This is a genomic window from Gulosibacter chungangensis (genome assembly GCF_008831155.1).
Lineage (GTDB): Bacteria > Actinomycetota > Actinomycetes > Actinomycetales > Microbacteriaceae > Gulosibacter > Gulosibacter chungangensis.
This window is the reverse complement of the sequence record NZ_WBKB01000001.1, coordinates 173902-196001: the sequence shown is the minus strand read 5'-3', so window position 1 is coordinate 196001 and position 22100 is coordinate 173902. Positions and strand designations below refer to the sequence as shown.

Sequence of the window (22100 nt, the reverse complement as noted above, 5' to 3'; positions counted from 1 at the left end):
GTTGCTGGTTAATATGAACCTGTGACCGCAAGCATCTACATCACGTCCTCTGAAGGTTTTTCTGGCAAACAGGCCGTAGCGCTTGGCGTGCTGGATACGCTCACCAAACACGTGGGGCGGGTTGGGCTCTTCCGCCCGATTGTTGAGGACCCCGCCAGTGATGATGTCTTATCGCACATGCTTGATCGAGTGGACTCTTCACTTGGGCTCACGCCGGAAGACTGCTTCGGCACGACGTACGACGGCGTTCACGATGATGCGGATGCGGCGCTTGCGAAAATTATTCAGCGTTACGACGCGATTGCCCGCCGCTGCGAGGCAGTGGTGATTATTGGCAGTGATTTCACTGATGTTGGTAACCCTGCTGAACTCGGCTTCAATGCTCGCGTGGCCACGAATCTCGGGGCGCCGGTGCTGTTGGTGCTTTCTGGTCGAAACCAAAACGATCTCACTCCGCGCACCGCGGAAGAACTCGCGCAGGTTGCCGGGAGCACCATCCCCGAACTGCAGGATGAGCACACCAAACTCATCGGCGTCATTGTGAACCGCGCCGAACCGGATGCCCTGGAAGAGATCCGCACCGAGGTCGATCAGGCCGTTACCGAAGCGCTCACTGACCAGCGGGTCCCCGTATGGGCGCTACCGCAGAACCCGATTCTTATTGCCCCGACCGTGGTGGAACTCGCCAACGCCGTGGACGGTTCACTGTATTCGGGTGACGAAGCGCTGATGTCCCGCGAGGTTCTCGGCGTCACGGTGTGCGGCATGTCGATGGAGAATGTCCTCCCACGCACATTCGAGTCCGGTGTCGCCGTGGTTGCCTCCGACCGTACCGAGACACTGGTTGCGCTCCTATTGGCTCAGCAAGCCGACAACTTCCCTTCGCTTGCGGCGATTGTGGTCAACGGTCCGTTCGAGTTCTCTGACACCATCGAGACGCTGCTGCGCGGCGTCGACCTCAACCTGCCAATCGTGCGCACCCAGTACGGCACCTTTGAAACCTCGCAACGCATTGTCAACACGCGCGGTCGCTTCTCGGCTGCGAACCGCCGCAAGGTCGATGCTGCACTGAAGGACTTCGCCAAGTACGTCGATGCCGAAGAGCTGGTGGGTCTGCTCAATGTCCCCGAGCCGTCGGTGGTAACGCCGTTGATGTTCGAGTACACACTGCTTGATCGTGCCCGCCGCGATCGCAAGAAAATTGTGTTGCCGGAAGGCGACGACGATCGCATCTTGATCGCCGCATCCACCCTGCTGGCTCGCGAGGTCGCGGACCTGGTGATTCTGGGCGATGCGGATGCGATCCGCCGCCGGGCGGTCGAACTCGGGATCAATCTGGATGCGGCCGAGATTCTGTCCACGAAGAATCCAGACCTGCTGGATCGGTTCGCGGAAGAGTACGCGCGGCTGCGTGCCCACAAGGGCATGACGGTGGAGGATGCGCGACTGCGCATGCAGGATGTTTCCTACTTTGGCACGATGATGGTGCACCTGGGGCTGGCCGACGGCATGGTTTCGGGCGCCGCGCACACCACCGCGCACACCATTAAGCCGAGCTTTGAGATCGTGAAAACGAAGCCGAGCGTCTCGATTGTGTCGAGTGTGTTTTTGATGTCGCTGGCTGACCGCGTACTGGTGTACGGGGACTGCGCTGTGAACCCCTCGCCGAACGCCGAGCAACTCGCTGATATTGCCATTTCCTCGGCGGAGACCGCGAAGCAGTTCCACATCGAACCGCGCGTGGCGATGCTGAGCTATTCCACCGGCGATTCGGGGAGCGGCGCCGATGTCGATAAGGTTCGCGAAGCCACCCAAATTGTGCGCGGGCGTGCCCCGGAACTCGCCGTGGAAGGGCCGCTGCAGTATGACGCTGCGACTGATCTGGCCGTGGCTGCGAAGAAAATGCCGGGCAGTCAGGTAGCCGGGCGCGCATCCGTCTTTATCTTCCCCGACCTCAACACGGGAAATAACACCTATAAAGCGGTACAGCGCTCGGCAGGAGCCGTCGCGATTGGGCCGGTGTTGCAGGGGCTTAACAAGCCGATTAATGATCTCTCGCGCGGCGCGCTGATTTCGGACATTATCAATACGGTCGCAATCACCGCGATCCAGGCGCAGGCGCAGTAACGTCGCCAAAGTTCCTGTCGCGCCCCGAATCTCTACCGAAAGTTTTGCCAATGACTGTCGTGCTCGTCGTTAACTCCGGCTCTTCCTCGCTGAAATATCAACTGATTGACATGCGAGACGAGCGGGTGCTCGCGTCGGGCCTCATCGAGCGCATCGGTGAGCCGACGGGGGCGGTCGTGCACAAGTACGGTGACGACAAGACCGAGCAAGAGGCCGAAATCACCGACCACGATTACGCCTTCGACATCATGATGCAAAACTTTGAGGACTTTGGGCCGTCGATGGCCGATGCCGCACCGGCAGTGGTGGGGCATCGGATCGTGCAGGGTGGGCGGCGCTTCTTCGGGCCGACCATCATTGATCAGGCGATCGAACAGGACATTGAGGAGCTCATCCCGCTCGCGCCGCTGCACAACGGCCCGAACCTTGCCGGCGTGCGGGCCGCGCGACGTGTCTTTGCCGACATCCCGCACGTGGCGGTATTCGACACTGCCTTCCACACGACGCTGTCGGATGCCGCAAGCTACTACGCGCTCAATCGCGAGGTGGCGGCGAAGTACCGGGTGCGAAAGTACGGTGCGCACGGCACAAGCCACAAATATGTTTCGGAAACCGCCGCGAAGTTTCTCGATCGACCCTATGAGGAGCTGCGCACCGTCGTGCTGCACATCGGCAACGGTGCCTCGGCCTGTGCGGTGGACGGTGGTAAATCGATTGAGACCTCGATGGGGATGACCCCGCTTGAAGGCCTCGTTATGGGGACCCGCACGGGAGATATTGACCCGGCCGTGCTGTTCCACCTGCACCGGAAGGGTGGCTACACGGTCGAGGACCTCGACAAGCTACTGAACAAGCAGTCGGGCTTACTCGGGCTAACCGGCACGAACGATGTGCGCGATGTCACCGCGCGTGCGGCGGCGGGGGATGCACTTGCGGAGCTGGGGCTTGAGGTCTACGTGCACCGACTGCGTCACTACATCGGCGCATACCTTGTGGCCTTGCAAGGTGCGGACGTCATCGCCTGGTGCGGTGGGGTCGGTGAAAACTCGGTGGAAGTGCGAAAGCGCGCGCTCGCGGGCATGGAATGGCTCGGCGTCGAACTGGATGCACAGCGCAACGCGGAGCCAAACCACGGTATTCGAGAGATTTCGACCGATTCCTCGCGAGTGCGGGTGCTCGTGGTGCCGACCGATGAGGAACTCGAAATCGCGCGGCAGTCGCTTCAGGCGGCTGGTACGACCGCGGGGTAGTGTCGCGGATGCGATAAGGTGCGCGGGATGTCGTTACCGCGGTCTACGATGGTGGGCATGGTTGCTGCCCTATATCGTCGTTATCGGCCCGAGTCGTTTGCCGAAATGATCGGGCAGCGGCAGGTGACGGATCCACTCGTGACGGCGCTCCGCACCGGTCGTGTCAACCACGCCTACCTCTTTTCTGGTCCGCGTGGCTGCGGGAAGACCTCGTCCGCGCGCATCCTTGCCCGCTGCCTGAACTGCGAAGAGGGGCCGACTCCGGAGCCCTGCGGGAAGTGCCCTTCGTGTCTGGAACTTGGGCGCGACGGCGGCGGCTCGATCGACGTGTTTGAGATCGACGCCGCGAGTCACGGTGGCGTAGACGACGCCCGCGAGCTGCGCGAACGTGCGGTGGTCGCACCCACACGAGACCGCTTCAAAATCTTCATCATTGACGAGGCCCACATGGTGACCTCGGCGGGCTTCAACGCACTGCTCAAAGTGGTCGAAGAACCGCCCGAAAACGTCATGTTTATCTTTGCGACCACCGAGCCCGAAAAGGTGATTGGCACGATCCGTTCGCGGACGCATCACTTCCCGTTCCGGCTCATCCCACCCGCGCCGATGCTTGAATACGTCGAGGAGATTTGCGCGGCAGAGGGCGTGACGGCGCAGCCTGGCGTGCTGCCACTAGTGGTGCGCGCGGGTGGCGGCTCGGCGCGGGACACGATGTCGCTGCTGGATCAGCTCATCGCCGGGACCGACGGGACCGAGTTGCAGTACGAATTGGCCACGCAGCTGCTCGGCTTCACCTCGCAGGGGCTATTGAACGACGCGATTGATGCGTTCGCGGGTGGGGATGCGGCTTCGGCCTATCGTTCGGTGGATGCGGTGATCCAGTCTGGTCAGGACCCGCGCCGCTATGTTGAAGACCTCCTGGAGCGGGTGCGCGACCTCATTGTCGTGCGCGCGCTGGGGGAATCGGCCAGGTCGGTGCTACGGGGAGTGGCGCCGGATGATTTGGAACAGATGCGCGGAGCCGCGGGACGATTCTCGCCGCGGGCCCTGAGTCAAATGGCGGACATCGTCAACGAGACGCTCACCGAAATGAGCGGCGTCACCGCGCCGCGCGTGCAGCTTGAACTGATGGTCGCGCGGATTCTGGTCGCTATGCGGGCAGACTTTGCTGGGGATGCGGCTGGGTTCGCGGTTGCTTCGTCGGCTGCGCCAGCGGCGAGCCCTGCAGCACGACCGGCGAATGCGACCGCGGCGCCGAGCCCCGCACAGGCACCGACGCCTAGGCAACAGGAACAGCCTCGCCCGGCTGCGAGCGCGCAAGCGCAGCCCGTCGAGCCCGAAGTGCGTAACCCGGCTGCCGCCGCCGCAGCCGCTTGGGATGCTGTTGCTCCTGCACAAAGCCCGGTCACGGAGACCCAGCAGCCCGCTACCGAGCGGCAGGAGTCGACCCAGGAACCGGCTGCTCAGCAGAGAACATCACAGACACCTTCGCAATCTGTTGCGTCGCAGGGATCAGAGCAATCCAAAGCTACGCAGACGCCTACGGACCCCGCTCCCACGCAAGAGTCGGCTCGACCTACTGCCACGGCATCGGGGGTAACGCCGCAGTCAGCACCGGCGGGAACGAGCGGGCCTTCGGCTGCTGAACCGCGCCAAGATGTGGATGAACCGGTCTCAGACCAATCGCAGGCCCGGGCGCAGGCACCTTCGACTGGACCTGCTGATCCCACAAGCTTCGACCTCGCGCGGGTGCGGGCGGCATGGCCGGAAGTTCTCGAGCAGATCGCACGGGATGGTCACGGCACCTCCGCGGCCATCGTGAAGATGCTCTCGCCGCTCGAATACGGTCCGGGTGACGGGGTGGGGAACCTTCGCGTCGAAGTTCCGAACCGTGGCGTGATGGAACAGCTTGCGCGCGGTCGGGAACAGCAGAACGCGCCGGCCAACCACCTCAAAACAGCGCTCACGAAGGTCTTTGGCTTCGAAGTGCTCATCCACCCACGTGTCCTGAAGCCCGGCGAGCCTTCGGCTGTCCCACCACAGGATGCGCAACCCGCCGACCCTGACCGCCACCGAGGCGCTGTCGCCGAGCGTTCGGAGATTAACCGCTCAACAACCAACGAGGCACAGGGACACGCGTCTGCTCCGTCAGCAACGGAAGCCGCGCACGGGACAGTGCCTTCGTACGAAGCCACTTCATCCGCCTCGTCTGACCTTCCTCCTGCAACCGCCGTGATTGCATCCGACGCGGCCGCGCAGCCTCCGGCCGCTAGCCCAGCACCACAGCAGTCTGCGTCCAGTGCAGCTTCGCAGCAGCCTGCCCCGAAGCCAGAACCGACTTCGCCGGCGCCCGAGGCGAAAGTGGCGACCTGGGATGTTGTTGCGATTCCAGGGTCGGAAGATGGTCCGGGTTCGGGTTGGGACGCCTTGGCGACAGACAGCTCAGAGCCGACAACGGCAGGTGCTGCGGTTGAAGAACGGGTTGTGGAGGTAATCGCGGCGAAGGAAGCCGCCGCAATGGAGCCAGAACCGCGGCAAGAAACTCGGGATGCGACGACGGGGCAGCGCCCACCAGCACCGGCGTCAGCATCCGAACCTGTGCCCGCATCCGAACCTGCACCCTCACGTCGCCACCCCGCACTTGCCGGTGGTACCGAACGCTATGGTGAGTCGGTCATCCGGGAACGGCTCGGCGCCAGGTTTGTCGGGGAAGAACTGATCGAGCTGGCCCCGCTGGGTGCCGAATCGCTCGACCCGGCGGACATCCCACCGCCCGATGACTTTGACGCGCCACCGCCGCCTGAGGAGTACTAAATAGATGTATGACGGAGTAGTCCAGGAACTGATCGACGAACTCGGTCGCCTGCCTGGAGTAGGTCCGAAGTCGGCACAGCGGATTGCCTTCCACATCGTGCAGACGCAGACATTCGATGTCTCGCGACTCGCGAAGGTGCTGCTGGAAGTCCGTGAGCGCGTGCGCTTTTGCGAGCAGTGCGGCAATGTCTCGGAGTCCGAGGTCTGCAATATCTGTGCCGACCCGAACCGTGACCGCACCCTGATTTGTGTGGTTGAGGAGCCCAAGGACGTCGCCGCGATTGAGCGGACGCGTTCCTATGAGGGGCTATACCACGTACTCGGCGGCGCGATTTCGCCGATCGACGGTATCGGTCCAGATCAGCTCAATATTCGCGGGCTGATGCCACGGCTCGAGACCGGGGAAGTGGTCGAGGTCATCATCGCCACCGACCCCAATCTTGAAGGCGACGCCACCGCCAGCTATCTCTCGCGGCTGCTGGCTGCCGTCGGCGTTCAAGTATCTCGACTCGCCTCCGGTCTTCCCGTCGGCGGCGACCTCGAATACGCGGATGAAGTCACCCTCGGCCGCGCCTTCGCCGGCCGCCGCATCATCGGCCAGTAGCCACAGGGAATCTCGCTGTCGCACGTCCCAAAATGGCACAGCAGCCGCAGGAAAATGGCGCAGGAATGGAGGCGGGCCCAGCGAGCCGACTAGACTCGATCGAGGGCCGCATCCGCGGGCCCAGAACACCTACCGGGAGTGAGGGTTTGTGAGCCTCATCGTGCAGAAGTATGGCGGCTCTTCAGTCGCCGACGCTGAGAGCATCCGACGGGTCGCGAAGCGTATTGTCGACACGAAGCGCGAGGGCCATGAAGTCGTCGTCACCGTGTCTGCAATGGGGGACACGACCGACGATCTGATTGATCTTGCCCACCAGATCACGCCGATTCCGGATCCGCGTGAGTTCGACATGCTGGTCACTACGGGCGAGCGGATCTCGATGGCGCTGCTCGCGATGGCGATCAAATCGCTCGGCTATGACGCACGCTCCTACACGGGTAGCCAGGCGGGCATGATCACCGACGCGAAACACGGAGACGCTCGCATTGTTGACGTCACTCCGATCCGCGTGCGGGAAGCGCTCGACGAGGGCGCGATCGCCATCGTCGCCGGCTTCCAGGGTTTCAACCGTGACACCCGCGACATCACCACCCTCGGCCGCGGTGGTTCGGACACGACGGCTGTGGCGCTGGCGGCAGCGTTGAAGGCTGACCGCTGCGAGATCTACTCGGATGTGGATGGCGTGTTCTCGGCCGACCCCAGAATCGTCCCCAACGCCCACAAGCTTGACCGCATCTCGAGCGAAGAAATGCTTGAGCTCGCCGGATCGGGCTCCAAGATTCTGCACATCCGCGCCGTTGAGTACGCGCGACGTCAGGGTGTGACCCTCGTTGTCCGTTCGTCGTTCTCAAGCGAGCCGGGCACGACTGTTTACATCGACAATCCCGAAGAGGAGAACCAAGTGGAAGAAGCCACCATCGCCGGTGTTGCCCACGACTTGAGCCAGGCAAAGATTACGGTCGTTGGTGTTCCGGATGTTCCGGGCTCGGCGGCGAAGATTTTCAACATTGTCTCGCAGCAGGGCGCAAATGTAGACATGATCGTGCAGAACGTGCAGACGCAGAACGACGGTGTCACCGACATCTCCTTCACGTTGCCGAAGACCTCTGCGGATGGCGTGCTCACGGCGCTCAACGCCGCGCAGGGTGAGATCGGTTTCGAGGGCATTCGCTTCGACGACCAGATCGGCAAGGTCTCGCTCGTTGGCTCCGGGATGCGCACCAATATCGGTGTTTCGACCACGCTCTTTGACGCCCTGTCGACCGCCGGCATCAACATCGACATGATCTCGACCTCCGAGATCCGCATCTCGATCGTGACCCGCGCCGACCTCGTTCCCGAGGCAGCCCGCGTGATTCACACCGCGTTTGGTCTCGATGGCGAATCCGAGGCCGTGGTCTACGCCGGCACCGGCCGCTAGTTACCAACAACGCACCGGCGCGGTACTCTTGAGCTTCACGTGCCAATGCACATCCACGCCACCGCTGATCCGTTGAAGGGTGGCCGTATTCCTAAGGAGTCTTCCGACTATGACTGACCAGTTGACCGTTGCTCTTGTTGGTGCAACCGGCCAGGTTGGTGGCGTGATGCGTCGCCTGCTGGCCGAGCGCGAGTTCCCGATTGGGAAGATTCGCTTCTTTGCATCGGCTCGTTCGGCCGGTAAGCAGCTCGAATTCAAGGGCCAGCAGGTCACGGTGGAAGATGTCGAGACGGCTGACCTGTCAGATATTGACATCGCGCTGTTTTCTGCCGGTGGCGCCACTTCGAAGGCCCAGGCCGAGCGTTTTGCCGCAGCCGGTGCCGTCGTGATCGACAACTCCTCGGCTTGGCGTAAGGACCCGGAGGTCCCGCTCGTGGTCTCCGAAGTGAACCCCAGCGACCTCGCTAACCGGCCCAAGGGCATTATCGCTAACCCGAACTGCACCACTATGGCCGCTATGCCGGTGCTCAAGCCCCTCGCCGATGCAGCAGGCCTGAAGCGCCTGATCGTGTCGACCTTCCAGGCAGTGTCGGGATCGGGTCTTGCGGGTGCGCGCGAGCTTTCCGGTCAGGTAATGGCCGGTGCGGCCCAGGGTGAGGATGCGCTGCTCAATCTCGTGGAGGACGGCTCGGCCGTCGAGCTACCCGAGCCCGAGAAGTACGTGCATCCGATCGCCTTCAACGTGGTTGCCCAGGCCGGCGACTTCGTGGATGACGGCACCGGCGAGACCGATGAGGAACAGAAGCTGCGCAATGAGTCGCGCAAGATTCTGCACCTGCCCGAGCTGTTGGTCTCCGGCACCTGCGTGCGCGTCCCGGTCTTCACAGGTCACTCGCTGACGATTCACGCCGAGTTCGAGAACGACATCACGCCCGAGCAGGCGACCGAGATCCTGCAGCAGGCTCCCGGGGTTGAGGTTGTGGATGTACCGAGCCCGCTGGCAGCGGCAGGTCAAGACCCGAGCCTGGTGGGCCGCATCCGCGCCGACCAGGGTGCCCCGGCAGGTAAGGGCCTCGTGCTCTTCGTATCGAACGACAACCTTCGCAAGGGCGCCGCGCTGAACACCATCCAGCTCGCCGAACTCGTCGCACAGGAACTCTCCGCAAAGTAGCCTTCCGTTCACCGAGTAGCCGTAGGCGTATCTCTTCCGTTCACCGAGTAGCCGTAGGCGTATCGAGGTGCGGTGATTCTCCGGACGCGCCTCGATACGTCGCTTCGCTCCTACTCGGGGATCGTTCGAGGGATTTCCGCGCAGCCGGTGCACAATGCCGTGTCAGTGCGGTGATGCAATCGCCGCACTGACATAGCGCCGAGTTGTCATAGACTGTGTGGGTGACGAACCCGAAGATTTATGACGCTGTCCTAATTGGTGGCGGTGTGATGTCGGCAACGCTGGCCACACTCCTCAATGAATTCGAGCCCGACTGGTCGATCAAGATCATCGAACGACTCGACGACGTGGCCCAGGAGTCTTCGGACCCGTGGAACAACGCCGGTACCGGCCACACGGCCTTCTGTGAGTTGAACTACACGCCGGAAAAAGACGGCAAGATCGACATCACCAAGGCGCTCGCCATCAATGAGCAGTTCCAGATCTCGCGGCAACTCTGGGCCACGCTCGTGCAGCGCGGTGATCTTCCGGAGCCGAGCAAGTTCATCAATCCGGTTCCGCACATGACCTTCGTCACCGGTGCAGGTAACGTTGACTTCCTCCGCCGTCGGTATGAGCTGCTGAAGGACCAGCCGCTGTTCTCGACCATGGAATACTCCGAGGACCCGGCCAAGATTTTTGAGTGGGCACCGTCGCTGATGGTGGGCCGCGCGAAGGATGAAGTCTTCGCCGCGACCTATGTCCCGCAGGGCACCGACGTTGACTTTGGTTCGCTCACTCGCCTGCTCATCCAGAACACGATCGAAAAGGGCACCGTGGTGCGCCTCGGTACCGAGGTCATCGACCTGCGTCAGCGCCCCGACGCTATCTGGCAGGTTGCTACGCAGGTTCGTAGCGGTGCCAATAAGGGGCAGAAGAACGTCACGCACGCCCGCTTTGTGTTCGTTGGCGCCGGTGGTGGCGCACTCAACCTGCTGCAGAAGTCGGGCATCGACGAGGTCAATGGTTTCGGTGGGTTCCCGATCTCGGGCCAGTTCTTCCGCACCGACAACCCCGAGGTCGTCGCAAAGCACCAGGCCAAGGTGTACTCCAAGGCTGCCGTTGGTGCCCCGCCGATGTCGGTGCCGCACCTCGACACCCGCGTGGTAAACGGCAAGAAGGCGCTCATGTTTGGGCCCTACGCCGGGTTCAACACGAAGTACCTCAAGCAGGGTTCGCTGCTGGACATGTTCAAGGCGCTGCGGCCCGGGAACATCCCGACCTACCTCGGCGTCGGCGCAACCAACTTCGATCTCGTGAGCTACCTCGTGGGCCAGCTCGCCGCATCCGACGCCAAGAAGTTCGAAGAAGTCCTGCAGTTCATGCCGGAAGCCAAGCGCGAGGACTGGCGCCTCATCACCGCCGGCCAGCGCGTGCAGGTGATGAAGAAGGACGCCAATGGCAAGGCTGTGCTGCAGATGGGCACCGAAGTGGTCGCGAAGGCTGACGGCTCGATTGCGGGTCTGCTCGGTGCATCCCCGGGCGCTTCGGTGGCGCCGGAAGTCATGATCAAGCTGGCCCTGCGCTGCTTCCCTGAGAAGTCTGCCGAGTGGGAGAAGAAGATCAAGGCACTCGTGCCCGAGTACGGCAAGAAGCTGAACGACGACGCCGAACTCGCCAAGCGCGTGCAGAACGAAAATGCCGAGGTGCTCGGCATTACGCGCATTCCCTAAGTCGGATGAGCGCGCCAATCGTTGTCGGGATCGCGGGCGGTTCTGGGAGTGGGAAAACAGCCCTCGCACGTTCGCTCGCGGAACGATTTGGGGCGGATGCCGCGCTCATCTTCCACGACAACTACTACTGCCGACGCGACGAGCTGACCTGGGACGAGCGCAGCCGGATCAACTATGACGAGCCGGCCGCGTTCGAGACCTCGCTGCTTGTGGACCACCTCGACCGTCTGATCGAGGGTCGTGCCGTCGACGTACCGGTCTACAACTACGCCGAGCACAACCGTTCCGATGAGACTGTTCGCGTCGAGCCGGCGCCGATCGTCTTCATTGAGGGCGTTCTTGTGCTGCACGAGGAAGAACTGCGAAAGCGATTTAACCTCAAACTGTTCGTCGAGACCGACGCGGATGTGCGCATCCTGCGTCGAATCAAACGCGATGTGCTCGAGCGAGGTCGTACGATCGAATCCGTCGAGGAACAGTACCTCGCGACCGTGAAGCCGATGCACGAACGCTATGTGGAGTCCTCAAAGGTCTGGGCGGACGTGATCATCCCGGAGGGCGGACACAACCACGTTGCGCTCGAGACCATCGCGGGCGGGCTCGCGGCGAACGTCGCGAACCTCGCGCAACGCTCTTAGCCAGCCGCGCATCCAATCTCACAGAACCGGAAGGAAACCGTCCGTGGCCAAGCTCTATTTTCGCTATGGGGCGATGAACTCGGGGAAGTCGACCGTGCTGCTGCAGACGGCCTTCAACTACGAGGAGCGCGGGCACAAGGTGTTGCTCGCGAAGCCCGTGGTCGATACGAAGGGGGCTGACTCGATCTCTTCGCGGTTGGGGATGGACCGCAAGGTCGACTTCCTCATCGACGTCGACGATGACCCGCGCGAGCAGTTTCACACGCTGGCAGGCGGCACGAAAATGTCTTGCCTGCTCGTCGACGAGGCACAGTTCTTGAGCGCAGCGCAGGTGGATGCGCTCTTCCGGATCGCGGTGCTGGATGGGATTCCGGTGCTTTGCTACGGCATCCGCACCGATTTTCAGACCGTCGCATTCCCGGGTTCGCGGCGGCTGCTTGAGATCGCGCACTCGATCGAAGAGCTCAAGACCATCTGCCGCTGCGGACGCAAGGCGATCATGAACGGACGCGTGGTCGATGGCCGGTTCATTTTCGACGGTGACCAGGTCGCGATTGACGGCGAACACGTGACCTACGAGTCGCTCTGTGGTCAGTGTTACCTTCGGGAGTCGGGCGGCCGTCTCGCGAGCGACGTCGAGGAATCTCAGCCAGTTTTACGCTTCTAGTCGGCGGATTCGCGCCTAGGCTGTTCGGGGAGAGACCGTCGAGCGCGCCTGGATTTGGCGCGTCACCGAGAGGGGAATAGCGATGACCGAGGACCAATTTTTCGAACGAGTGGATGCGGAGAGCGTGTTGCTCGAGGGCCTCACGTTATCGGTTGGTCGCCTCGTGCATGCGCCAGCTTCGGAGATCTTTGCGATTCTGCGTGACCCTTCACGGCATGCGGAACTCGACCCAAAAGAAATGAACCGTGCCCCGCAGTCGGATTCAACTGATTTGATTGCAGCGGTGGGGGATGAGTTCACGCTCAATATGTACGCCGACTCAGAGGGTGGCGCGTACACGATGAAAAACATCGTGACACGCTACGAGGAAGACGTCGTGATCGGTTGGAAGCCGCAGAGCGAGCCGCGGGATGTTCCGCTTGGCCAGCAGTGGACTTGGGAACTCGAAGCCGAAGACGATGAGTCCACCTACGTCACGCTGATCTACGACTGGGAAGACATTGTCGATGAGGAGTGGCTCGCGAACAACACGTTCCCGCACTTCCCCCTCGACACCTTTAAGGAGTCGGTGCAGGCGCTCGCCGAGCTCGTTGAAGACGACTACGACCCGGACGACGCCTGGGAGGCTGAAGACCCCTTCGAAGACGAGGGCGCACCCGAAGACGACGAGAGCTAGCAGTACTCGCCCATTGCCGTTAGCCCTACATGTGGCTAATGCATCGGCAATGGCAACAGCGAGTGGCAATGGTTCGCTTCGTACCCATTGCCGAAAACCGCAAGCATTGCTGAAGTATGGGCAGTGCCTAGCGATTACGGCAATGGGTACGAGACGCTGGGCCCGAAGAATCTAGCGCGAAGCGTTCTGGCGTGGCTGGCGCGACGACTGGCTGCGGCCACCGCGGGCGCCCTGGCTGGTGCGGCCTTCTTGGCTGCGGACATCAGCACCTTGCGAACGTGCACCCTGCGAACGTGCACCCTGAGCGCGACCGCCCTGGCCGCCACCGCCACCAGCGCCCTGTCCGCGCTGTGCGCGCGCGGCACGCTTGCGGCGGGCGTTCGCACCGTTGGAAGTGCCAGCAGGCTGCTGTTTCGGCTCATTACCGACGCCGGGACCACCGGGAACCGGTGCCACATGCGGGGCCTGCTCACCCACGAGCTCGAGCACGAAATCTGATTGGAAGTTTGCCGGGCGCGGGGCAACCGAGATCTGCGCACGACGCAGCAGCTGCTTGGTGTCCTGGCGCTGCTCGGGGAGCATGATGGTCACAACGTCGCCCTCGGCACCTGCTCGGGCGGTACGGCCCGAACGGTGCAGGTACGCCTTGTGCTCGGCAGGCGGGTCAACGTGCACGACGAGCTCGATGCCGTCCACGTGCACACCGCGGGCGGCCACGTCGGTGGCCACCAGCACACGCACCTCGCCGCTCGAGAAGGCCGCGAGGTTGCGGTCACGCGCGTTCTGCGAGAGGTTTCCGTGCAGGTCAACCGCCGGGATGCCCGCGGCGGTGAGCTGGCGCGCGAGCTTCTTCGCCTGGTGCTTGGTGCGCATAAAGAGGATGCGGCGACCGGTGCCGCTCGCGAGCGTACGCACAAGCTTCGTCTTTTCTGCCGTGGAAGCCACCTCGTATACGTGGTGGGTCATTGCCGCGACGGGGGAGTTCGCCTCGTCCACCGAGTGCACGATGGGGTTGCGCAGGTAGCGCTTGACGAGCTTGTCGATACCGTTGTCGAGCGTGGCTGAGAACAGCAGTCGCTGGCGCCCAGTCGGGGTGGCGTTCAGGATGCGCGTCACGACGGGCAGGAAGCCGAGGTCAGCCATGTGGTCGGCTTCGTCGAGGACGGTGACCTCAACATCGCGCAGGTCAGCAATACCCTGCTTCATCAGGTCGTCGAGACGACCCGGGCAAGCGACGAGAATGTCAACGCCCTGACGGAAAGCACGCTCCTGCGGACCCTGCTTCACCCCACCAAAGACGGTGGCGACACTGAGCCGACGGGCGGCAGCGAGCGGGGTGATCACATTCGCGACCTGCGTGGCGAGCTCACGGGTGGGCAGCAGTACGAGCCCCTTGGGGCGGCGGCCTTCACCGGATGCGCGCTTCAGCTCGGCGACGCGGGTAACGAGCGGAATTGAAAAGGCGAGGGTCTTCCCCGAGCCGGTCTTACCGCGACCGAGCACATCCCTCCCGGCGAGCGTGCTAGGAAGCGTGGCCTGCTGGATCGGGAACGCGCTGGTCTTATCCGCAGCCGCAAGGACTGCAACGAGGTCGGCGGGAACGCCGAGCTCGGCAAAAGAAGTGGACGTCATAGACGTGTGGGTGCCTTTCGGATTGCACGCAACGAACATGCAGCCTGGAATGGCTGATCCCTGCGGCAACCGCGGTGCGAATTAGGCACAAACACTGTTGATGAGAGCGCGCCTGCGCGATGCAATGAGATCGCGGGCGGGGGACGTTACGAATGACAGGCGGCTCGGATTGGCCGCACAGAATTGCAAGTCTATCAGTAGGGATGGCTCCGAGACAGATCAAGACCTGTGCAGTATCCGTTTTGCGAAAGTCAATATCCGTTTTGCGAAAGCGACATTTGGCCGTTGCGTTCGCTCGTAACTTAGTTTTCACCACGAGAGAGCAAAGCCGCTCACGAGCATCAGTTACCGACGAAGAAGCTAACAGCTCGCAATTCGTGTTCAACGAAGGAAGTCACTTATGACCACTATCGCAATTGTCGGCTCCGGCATCGCAGGGCTCCACCTCGGCCTGCACCTGCGGAAGCAAGACCTTGACGTCACGATCTACACGAACCGCACCGGCGAGGAAGTCGCAAATGGCCCCGTCATGAACAGTGTGGCGCACATGCACGTCACCCGAGCGATTGAAGAAGAACTCGGTATCAACCACTGGGTCGGCGAAGACTATGAGTACATTCGTCACTACCACTACAACGGTTGGGGTGAAGACCGCGAGTATTTTGGCGACTTCACGAAGCCTTCCGCAGTGGTCGACTACCGAATCATGCTGCCAAAGCTCATGCAAGACTTCGAAGAACGGGGCGGCCGTTTCGTGTACGGCACGCTGTTCCGCGAAGATGTGGATGCGCTCACCGACGAATACGACCTCGTCGTAGTCTCGGCAGGTAAGGGTGACATTAGTGCGATCTTCCCGAAGCGACCAGAACTGTCGCCGTTCTCTGCCCCGGCACGCAAGCTTGCTGTCGGTTTCTGGCACGGTGTCGAACGACTTGAGCCTAATGGTGTCGGTGTGAACGTTGTGCCGGGGGTCGGTGAACTGCTCGCCATTCCGATGTGGTCGTTCTCTGGGAAGGTGATGGCACTGCTGTTTGAAAGCGTTCCCGGTGGACCGCAGGAAGTGCTGACCGATCAGAAGTACGCCGATGACCCGGCTGCGTACCGCGAAAAGACCCTGGAAATTCTGCGGGAGTACTACCCGCCGATGTACGCGCGTATCAACGAAGACGAGTTCCGACTCCAAGGTGAGAAGGACATCCTGCAGGGGGCCTTCCCACCTGCAATGCGACAGGACTTTGTTGAGCTACCCAACGGAAAATTCCTGCTCGCGCTGGGCGACATCCACATGACGGTGGACCCGGTGCAGGCCCAGGGAGCGAATTCTGCGGCGTACTCCGCGAAGGTGATTGCGGATGCGATCGCCGAGGACAAAGTCTTCGACCGCCGGTTTATGGAGAAGGTCGCGCGCCGACGCGCTGAACGCCTGGAAGCGGCCACCAATTGGATCAACACCATCATCGGCCCGCCCGCCGAGCAGATCCCAGAGCTGTTCTCCGCGATGGTGCACAACCGCGAACTCGCCGACCGCTTCACTGAAAACTTCAATAACCCGATCGGCCAGATGGATCTGCTCGGATCGACCGAGCGAGTTCGTGCCGCCATCGAAGCGACCAAGTCCACGGTCAACGCATAACAAGAAAGAGCGATAACCATGCACAAACTTGTCGTGCTCTATCCCGAGCCCACCGACCGAGATGCGTTCACCGCGTATTACGAAGCAACGCACCTCCCGCTGGCCGCGAAATTGCCTGGACTAATCCGCTGGCAGTACACCACTAATGTCTCACCGCAAGCGGATGGCACACCCGCCCCGTACTTCGCCGTGTTTGAAGCGGAGTTTGCATCGGCAGAAGACTTTGCGAACGCAATGGGCTCGCCTGAAGGGCAAGCCGTTGCGCAAGACGTACCCAATTACGCCACCGGTGGCGCAATCGTTCTCGATTACGCCGTGACGGAAGGAACGAAATCATGAACGAACTCACACCATTCCAACGCGAATTTCGACAGGCAATGTCGAGCCGCACATCCGCCGTCAACATCATCACGACGGCGGGCGACCACGGCCGACTCGGGCTGACTGTCACCGCAGCCTGCTCGGTCACGGACGAACCGCCCACGGTGCTCGTGTGCGTAAACCGCAAGAGCGCAACGCGCGACATCTTCGTGAAGAACGGGAGGATGGGGCTCAACATTCTTGCGGGTGAGCAGGAAGAGCTCGCTCGACACTTCTCGGGTCAGACGAATGTCCCGATGGCAGAACGCTTTGAGTGGGACCTTTGGGAAGACCTAAGCGGAGTTCCGGTATTGCGGGATGCGCGGGTCGCGCTCGCGGGTCGAGTCGCGAATAGCGTCGAACAGGGCACACACACGGTGCTCTTCTTGGAAGTCGAAGGCATTCGTATGCGGGATGACGCAGCGGGACTTGTGTACGATCGCCGCAATTTCCACCTGGTGGGTGCATAGCAACCGTTCAAGAGCCCGAACCGAACCGTTGGCGAGGGCTCTAACAGGTCGCCGTGCTTACCTCAATTATTCGTTCAGTAGACGATCATCCGAAGAGGAGTTCAGCCGATGAATTCTCGAGCACTTGAACCGGACGGGGAGATCTTGCAGATGCGAGAAATCCACCGCACCGGGTCGGTGGATGACGCAGAACTGATCGGAAACCGACTGTTTCATCCGCACATTGTGCATCCCATGACTCGGGAAGCGGACTTCGTCTTTGCGGCGACCTCGGCCACAGTCGGTCCAGTTTCGATCGGTACATTCCACTACGCACACGGCGTGCGCGTTGATACCGAACCCTATGAGAACTGGTACCACGTGAACGTTGCACTGACGGGAGCGTTTCGCACACTCGTTGGGGATACCAGAGTCGAGGCGAATGTGTTTCGTGCCGCTGTGTATGGACCGGATGTGCCAACCGAATTCAGCGGATTCGAGCGGCCCACCATCATCTTGGCGATCAAGATGCGGCGGCGGACAGTTGAAGAAATTGCGCAGCAAGTGTTTGGTGGGCCGCTTACGTCGCCCGTTGAACTCGGGACAACCATCGATGTGAGCCATGGTGCTGGCCTGGTGTGGTTCAAGTTGGTGCAACGAGTATTCAACGGGACAGCGCAGCCCGGTGGGCTCAACGATGCACTCGCTGATTATTTGGGGAAGACCATCATAGAATGGTTCTTGCGCTCCACGCATCCTGCCCAAATCGCCCCCGTGCTCGCTGCCGACGAGCTGAGCGTCTTCGAACGTGCAAAGACCGTGATTCATGTTTCAGAAGGTGCCCCGATCTCGCTAGAAACACTCGCCGCGGTGTCCGGGGTCAGCGGGCGGACGCTGCAGAACGCATTTCGGGACTCGATAGGGCAGAGTCCAATGCAATATCAACTCACGCTGAGGCTTTCAAAGGTGCGTGAGGTGCTGCAACACGCGGAATCTGGCAGCGTGCAGATAGCGGATATTGCACGACGGTATGGGTTTAGCCATTTGGGGCGCTTCGCGGCGCAATATGCACGCGAGTTTGGCGAACGTCCTTCGGACACGCTTAACCACTGACTAGCCGGTTTACGAAATAGCACTCGCGAGGGCGCATTCTTGCGTAGCGTTATCGGCGCCAATAGTGGTCAATTGAAATTAAGCAACAAAGGAGTTGTATAGATATGTCACAAACTATCGATCAAATGAATTTTCGCACGCTCCCGGATGGGGTTAGTGCCGAGCAGTTCGCAAATGCGATAAGCGAGTTTAGTGAAACTATCGGCAGCGAATACGTGCGCGTAGATGAAGCCACCGTCAGCGAATATGATGATAAATTCCCCGTCACCGACGGTGATGAATTCAAGGGCAGTGCGGTTATCTGGCCGGGCAGCACGGAAGACGTTCAGGTGATTGTTCGTATTGCCAATAAATATGGCATCCCGCTGCACGCGTTCTCCGGCGGCCGGAACCTCGGATACGGTGGCTCATCACCCATGCTCACGGGGACGGTCCTGCTCCACTTGGGTAAGCGTATGAACCGTGTGCTCGAAATCAACGAGAAGCTCGCCTATGCCGTTGTCGAGCCGGGGGTGGACTACAAGACCCTGTATGAAGCGGTTCGAGACTCGGGTGCCAAACTCATGATTGACCCCGCCGAACTCGACTGGGGCAGCGTCATGGGCAACACCATGGAGCATGGTGTGGGCTACACCCCCTATGCCGACCACTCGATGTGGCGGTGCGGGATGGAGGTAGTCCTGGCTGACGGGGAAGTGCTGCGGACCGGTATGGGCGGGCTACCCGGCTCGGAAGCTTGGCATCTCTACCCGGGCCAGTTGGGGCCATCGATTGAAGGGCTGTTCGAGCAGTCGAACTTCGGTATCTGCACCCGCATGGGGATGCAGCTCATGCCGACACCTCCCGAGATGCTGAGCTTCGCGATCTACTTCGAGAACGAAGACGATCTCCCGGCGATCATGGAGACCACGCTGCCGCTGCGGATCGGCATGGCACCGCTTCAGGCGGCACCGATCGTGCGAAACGTTACCTTCGATGCCGCATGCGTGTCGAAGCGTGAAGAGTGGCAGACCGAGCCCGGCCCGCTGACTGATGAAGCGAAGCAGCGCATGGTGGATGAACTCGGTATCGGGCACTGGATCGTGTATGGCACCTGCTACGGTCCTCGCTGGCAGATCGACAAGTACATCGAAATGATCCGTGACGCCTATTTGCAGATCCCCGGCGCGCGGTTCGAGACGAATGAGACGCTCCCACTTCGCGAGGGTGATCGTGCGAGCGAGCTGCTGAACGCCCGTCATGAACTGAACACCGGTGTCCCGAACCGTCACTCCGCCGCGGTATTCGACTGGTTCCCGAACGCTGGCCACTTCTTCTACGCCCCGGTGTCAGCGCCCAGTGGTGAGGACGCCGCGAAGCAATATGAAGATACGAAGCGAATCAGCGACGACCACGGCATCGACTATCTTGCGCAATTCATTATTGGCCTGCGTGAGATGCACCACATTTGTTTGCCGCTGTATGACACCGCAGACCCAGCAAGTCGTAAAGAAACGCTCGATATGACGCGTGAGCTTATTCGCGCTGGTGCTGAAGAAGGGTATGGAATCTATCGAGCGCACAATGTACTTGCGGATCAAGTTGCTGAAACCTATAGCTTTAATAACCACATTCAACGTCGATCCCACGAGCGCATTAAAGATGCGCTGGACCCCAATGGAATTCTGAACCCTGGAAAGTCGGGAATCTGGCCGGAGCGATTGCGCAATAAATAATTAGTTGCTGCAGAGCTCGTCGGTGTGGGCTCACAAACCTCACCGAGGATTTGTGGGCCCGCGTCGGTATTCGCACGCGACAGGGCCAAATACACTGGTGATATGCATCTCAATGGCGAGTCAACATCGTTCACCTTCCGCCGTCCTACCGAAGCCGATCACCTCGCGATGGTCTCCGCGATCCCGGCATGGTGGGGTACTCCGAACGCGACCGAACTCGCTTCCCTCTTGCCGCGGCTCTTTGTCCAGCACTTTTCAGGTACATCCACCCTGGTCGAAGACGACTCTGGCGCACTCGCGGGCTTCCTCGTCGGTTTCCAGTCGCAAGATCGCCCGGAGGTGGCCTATATCCACTTTGTGGGCATCCATCCCGACCACCGAAAGGCGGGTCTCGCTCGCCAGCTCTACGAGCGCTTCTTCGCCGAGATACGAGCCAAAGGATGCACTGAGGTCAATTGCGTCACGAGCGTCGGGAACCTGAGGTCGCAGGCTTTCCATCGCGCGATGGGGTTCGAAAGCCTGGGGAACCGGGAATACGACATCGACGGGACGCGGGTGCTCGGCTGGGCGAACTACGACAGCCCCGGCGAGCACCGCGTCGCGTTTACTCGGCAGCTGTAATGCGGCAAATGAAAAATCGCGGGAACCCGAAAGTTCCCGCGATTTTTTGGTCGGGATGACAGTGTCTGGTTTCACGACATCGTTCACCCCTGTCGCACGACATCGTTCCCTACATGTCGCATGACATCGTTCACACCATGTGTCACGACACCATTCCGTTCACTGTCGCACGACATCGTTCCACCAAACACGGCATCCTCAACACCCGTGACCTACTCCAAAAACCGGGCCATCGTCCTGGCCATCATCGAAGGCGGCCTGAGCATCACCGACGCCGCCACCCAATTCAGCGTCACCACCCGCTGGATCCGTACCCTGCTCTCGCGCTACAACACCCACGGCCTCGAAGGACTCGAGCCCCGCTCACGCGCACCCCACCACAATCCCAACGCCACCCCGCAACCAGTCCGCGACCGCATCCTGGAGCTACGTAAACACCTCGTCGCCCAAGGTCTCGACGCCGGAGCGGAATCAATCCATGACCGCCTCCCACCCGAGCACCGGCCCTCACCAGCAACGATCTGGCGAATCCTACGCGCGGGCGAGGCCATCACCCCACAACCCCAGAAACGTCCCCGATCAAGCTGGCACCGGTTCGAAGCCGACGCCCCGAACGGGCTGTGGCAATCCGACTTCACCCACTGGCAGCTCGCAGACGGCACCGACATCGAGATCATCTCCTGGCTCGATGACCACGCCCGATTCCTGCTACACGCCAGCCCCCACGAGCGTGTCACCGGCCCGATCGTGATCGACAGCTTCCTTGCCGCCGCCGATACGTATGACCTGCCCGCAGCGACCCTGACCGATAACGGCATGGTCTACACCACCCGCCTCGCGCGCGGCGCGAACGGCCAAAACTTCCAACCCAACGCCTTCGAACAATTACTCGCAGACCTGTCCATCGAGCAGAAAAACGGGCGTCCCGGCCACCCCACGACCCAGGGCAAGATCGAACGATTCCACCAAACCCTGAAACGCTGGCTGGCCGCCCGGGCTGCCCCACACACCCTCGCCGACCTGCAGCTGCTGTTAGACGACTTTCGAGCCGTCTACAACACCGAGCGTCCCCATCGGGCGCTGAACCGTGCCACACCCCACGAGGTCTACCATCGCGGCATCAAGGACTTCCCCCGACTCGATACCACGGACCAGCAATGGCGAGTGCGGTACGACACCATCGATGGCGCCGGTGTGATGACACTTCGCTACGCCGGCAAACTCCGACACCTTGGCATTGGCCGGGCCCATAACCGTACGCGCGTGATCGCGCTGGTAAACGGCCCCAACGTGATGGTCATCAGCCGACGCGGCGGCGAAATTATCGCGGAATTCACGATCGACCCCGCGAAGGACTACCAACCCAAACACCGCAAATAGCACCGGCATCGCGGAACGATGACGCGACACAGCAACCGGAAAACCGGAACGATGACGCGACACATACCCGCGCCAAAAACAAAGAAATCTCGGGACATCGAGTGAACGATGTCCCGAG

The 22100-nt window shown here is 61.4% G+C and carries 18 protein-coding genes; 17 read left to right on the top strand and 1 reads right to left on the bottom strand.

Annotated features, from left to right (window positions below; genetic code table 11):
• Positions 1 to 21: 21 nt before the first annotated feature.
• The 10 genes from pta (at position 22) to F8O05_RS00800 (ending at position 13079) form a co-directional block, all read left to right on the top strand.
• Positions 22 to 2127 (top strand): phosphate acetyltransferase, encoded by a 2106-nt coding sequence (pta, locus tag F8O05_RS00845; RefSeq protein WP_158050869.1) that lies wholly within the window; start codon positions 22 to 24, stop codon positions 2125 to 2127.
• A 50-nt stretch (positions 2128 to 2177) separates the two neighbouring features.
• The gene (locus tag F8O05_RS00840) at positions 2178 to 3377 is read left to right on the top strand and encodes an acetate/propionate family kinase (RefSeq protein WP_158050868.1); all 1200 of its coding nucleotides are present in this window, start codon (positions 2178 to 2180) and stop codon (positions 3375 to 3377) included.
• A gap of 57 nt (positions 3378 to 3434) precedes the next feature.
• Complete coding sequence (locus F8O05_RS00835; RefSeq protein ID WP_158051317.1) at positions 3435 to 6191, top strand: DNA polymerase III subunit gamma and tau; 2757 nt, start codon at positions 3435 to 3437, stop codon at positions 6189 to 6191.
• A gap of 4 nt (positions 6192 to 6195) precedes the next feature.
• The gene (gene recR / locus F8O05_RS00830) at positions 6196 to 6795 is read left to right on the top strand and encodes a recombination mediator RecR (RefSeq protein ID WP_158050867.1); all 600 of its coding nucleotides are present in this window, start codon (positions 6196 to 6198) and stop codon (positions 6793 to 6795) included.
• Positions 6796 to 6943: 148 nt separating this feature from the next.
• Positions 6944 to 8215 (top strand): aspartate kinase, encoded by a 1272-nt coding sequence (locus F8O05_RS00825; protein WP_158050866.1) that lies wholly within the window; start codon positions 6944 to 6946, stop codon positions 8213 to 8215.
• Positions 8216 to 8324: 109 nt separating this feature from the next.
• Positions 8325 to 9386: an aspartate-semialdehyde dehydrogenase gene (locus tag F8O05_RS00820; protein ID WP_158050865.1), complete on the top strand. Its 1062-nt coding sequence runs from the start codon at positions 8325 to 8327 to the stop codon at positions 9384 to 9386.
• Between the two features lie 221 nt (positions 9387 to 9607).
• Entirely contained in the window at positions 9608 to 11098 is a 1491-nt protein-coding gene (gene mqo, locus F8O05_RS00815) for a malate dehydrogenase (quinone) (RefSeq protein ID WP_158050864.1), read from the top strand.
• Between the two features lie 5 nt (positions 11099 to 11103).
• Entirely contained in the window at positions 11104 to 11736 is a 633-nt protein-coding gene (udk, locus tag F8O05_RS00810) for a uridine kinase (protein ID WP_158050863.1), read from the top strand.
• A gap of 43 nt (positions 11737 to 11779) precedes the next feature.
• Complete coding sequence (locus F8O05_RS00805) at positions 11780 to 12403, top strand: thymidine kinase (protein WP_158050862.1); 624 nt, start codon at positions 11780 to 11782, stop codon at positions 12401 to 12403.
• Between the two features lie 82 nt (positions 12404 to 12485).
• On the top strand, positions 12486 to 13079 hold the full coding sequence (locus F8O05_RS00800) for an SRPBCC family protein (RefSeq protein ID WP_158050861.1): 594 nt from the start codon (positions 12486 to 12488) through the stop codon (positions 13077 to 13079).
• Between the two features lie 171 nt (positions 13080 to 13250).
• Here F8O05_RS00800 and F8O05_RS00795 read toward each other — a convergent pair whose 3' ends face one another.
• Positions 13251 to 14711, bottom strand: a complete 1461-nt coding sequence (locus F8O05_RS00795) for a DEAD/DEAH box helicase (protein WP_158050860.1) — start codon at positions 14709 to 14711, stop codon at positions 13251 to 13253.
• A 400-nt stretch (positions 14712 to 15111) separates the two neighbouring features.
• Between F8O05_RS00795 and F8O05_RS00790 the strand changes: the two genes are divergently transcribed.
• From F8O05_RS00790 to F8O05_RS00760, 7 genes are all read left to right on the top strand, one after another.
• Positions 15112 to 16344: a styrene monooxygenase/indole monooxygenase family protein gene (locus F8O05_RS00790; protein ID WP_158050859.1), complete on the top strand. Its 1233-nt coding sequence runs from the start codon at positions 15112 to 15114 to the stop codon at positions 16342 to 16344.
• A gap of 18 nt (positions 16345 to 16362) precedes the next feature.
• A complete protein-coding gene (locus F8O05_RS00785) occupies positions 16363 to 16683 on the top strand; it encodes an EthD family reductase (protein WP_158050858.1) in 321 nt (106 codons plus the stop codon).
• Positions 16680 to 17174 carry a flavin reductase gene (locus tag F8O05_RS00780; protein WP_158050857.1) on the top strand — a complete coding sequence of 165 codons (495 nt, stop codon included), beginning with the start codon at positions 16680 to 16682 and terminating at the stop codon, positions 17172 to 17174. Before F8O05_RS00785 ends, F8O05_RS00780 begins: the two co-directional genes overlap by 4 nt.
• A gap of 108 nt (positions 17175 to 17282) precedes the next feature.
• Positions 17283 to 18266: a helix-turn-helix transcriptional regulator gene (locus tag F8O05_RS00775; protein WP_158050856.1), complete on the top strand. Its 984-nt coding sequence runs from the start codon at positions 17283 to 17285 to the stop codon at positions 18264 to 18266.
• Between the two features lie 104 nt (positions 18267 to 18370).
• Positions 18371 to 19981, top strand: a complete 1611-nt coding sequence (locus tag F8O05_RS00770) for an FAD-binding oxidoreductase (protein ID WP_225735655.1) — start codon at positions 18371 to 18373, stop codon at positions 19979 to 19981.
• A 102-nt stretch (positions 19982 to 20083) separates the two neighbouring features.
• Positions 20084 to 20602: a GNAT family N-acetyltransferase gene (locus F8O05_RS00765; RefSeq protein ID WP_158050855.1), complete on the top strand. Its 519-nt coding sequence runs from the start codon at positions 20084 to 20086 to the stop codon at positions 20600 to 20602.
• Positions 20603 to 20809: 207 nt separating this feature from the next.
• Complete coding sequence (locus tag F8O05_RS00760) at positions 20810 to 21982, top strand: IS481 family transposase (RefSeq protein ID WP_158050854.1); 1173 nt, start codon at positions 20810 to 20812, stop codon at positions 21980 to 21982.
• The last annotated feature ends 118 nt before the right edge of the window (positions 21983 to 22100 follow it).

Bases quoted from the DNA above. Each gene is read 5' to 3' on its own strand.
- F8O05_RS00800 (WP_158050861.1), top strand. From the start codon at position 12,486: ATGACCGAGGACCAATTTTTCGAACGAGTGGATGCGGAGAGCGTGTTG.
- F8O05_RS00785 (WP_158050858.1), top strand. From the start codon at position 16,363: ATGCACAAACTTGTCGTGCTCTATCCCGAGCCCACCGACCGAGATGCG.
- F8O05_RS00775 (WP_158050856.1), top strand. From the start codon at position 17,283: ATGAATTCTCGAGCACTTGAACCGGACGGGGAGATCTTGCAGATGCGA.
- F8O05_RS00770 (WP_225735655.1), top strand. From the start codon at position 18,371: ATGTCACAAACTATCGATCAAATGAATTTTCGCACGCTCCCGGATGGG.
- F8O05_RS00820 (WP_158050865.1), top strand. From the start codon at position 8,325: ATGACTGACCAGTTGACCGTTGCTCTTGTTGGTGCAACCGGCCAGGTT.
- F8O05_RS00765 (WP_158050855.1), top strand. From the start codon at position 20,084: ATGCATCTCAATGGCGAGTCAACATCGTTCACCTTCCGCCGTCCTACC.
- F8O05_RS00790 (WP_158050859.1), top strand. From the start codon at position 15,112: ATGACCACTATCGCAATTGTCGGCTCCGGCATCGCAGGGCTCCACCTC.
- recR (WP_158050867.1), top strand. From the start codon at position 6,196: ATGTATGACGGAGTAGTCCAGGAACTGATCGACGAACTCGGTCGCCTG.
- F8O05_RS00840 (WP_158050868.1), top strand. From the start codon at position 2,178: ATGACTGTCGTGCTCGTCGTTAACTCCGGCTCTTCCTCGCTGAAATAT.
- F8O05_RS00795 (WP_158050860.1), bottom strand. From the start codon at position 14,711: ATGACGTCCACTTCTTTTGCCGAGCTCGGCGTTCCCGCCGACCTCGTT.
- F8O05_RS00835 (WP_158051317.1), top strand. From the start codon at position 3,435: ATGGTTGCTGCCCTATATCGTCGTTATCGGCCCGAGTCGTTTGCCGAA.
- udk (WP_158050863.1), top strand. From the start codon at position 11,104: ATGAGCGCGCCAATCGTTGTCGGGATCGCGGGCGGTTCTGGGAGTGGG.
- F8O05_RS00780 (WP_158050857.1), top strand. From the start codon at position 16,680: ATGAACGAACTCACACCATTCCAACGCGAATTTCGACAGGCAATGTCG.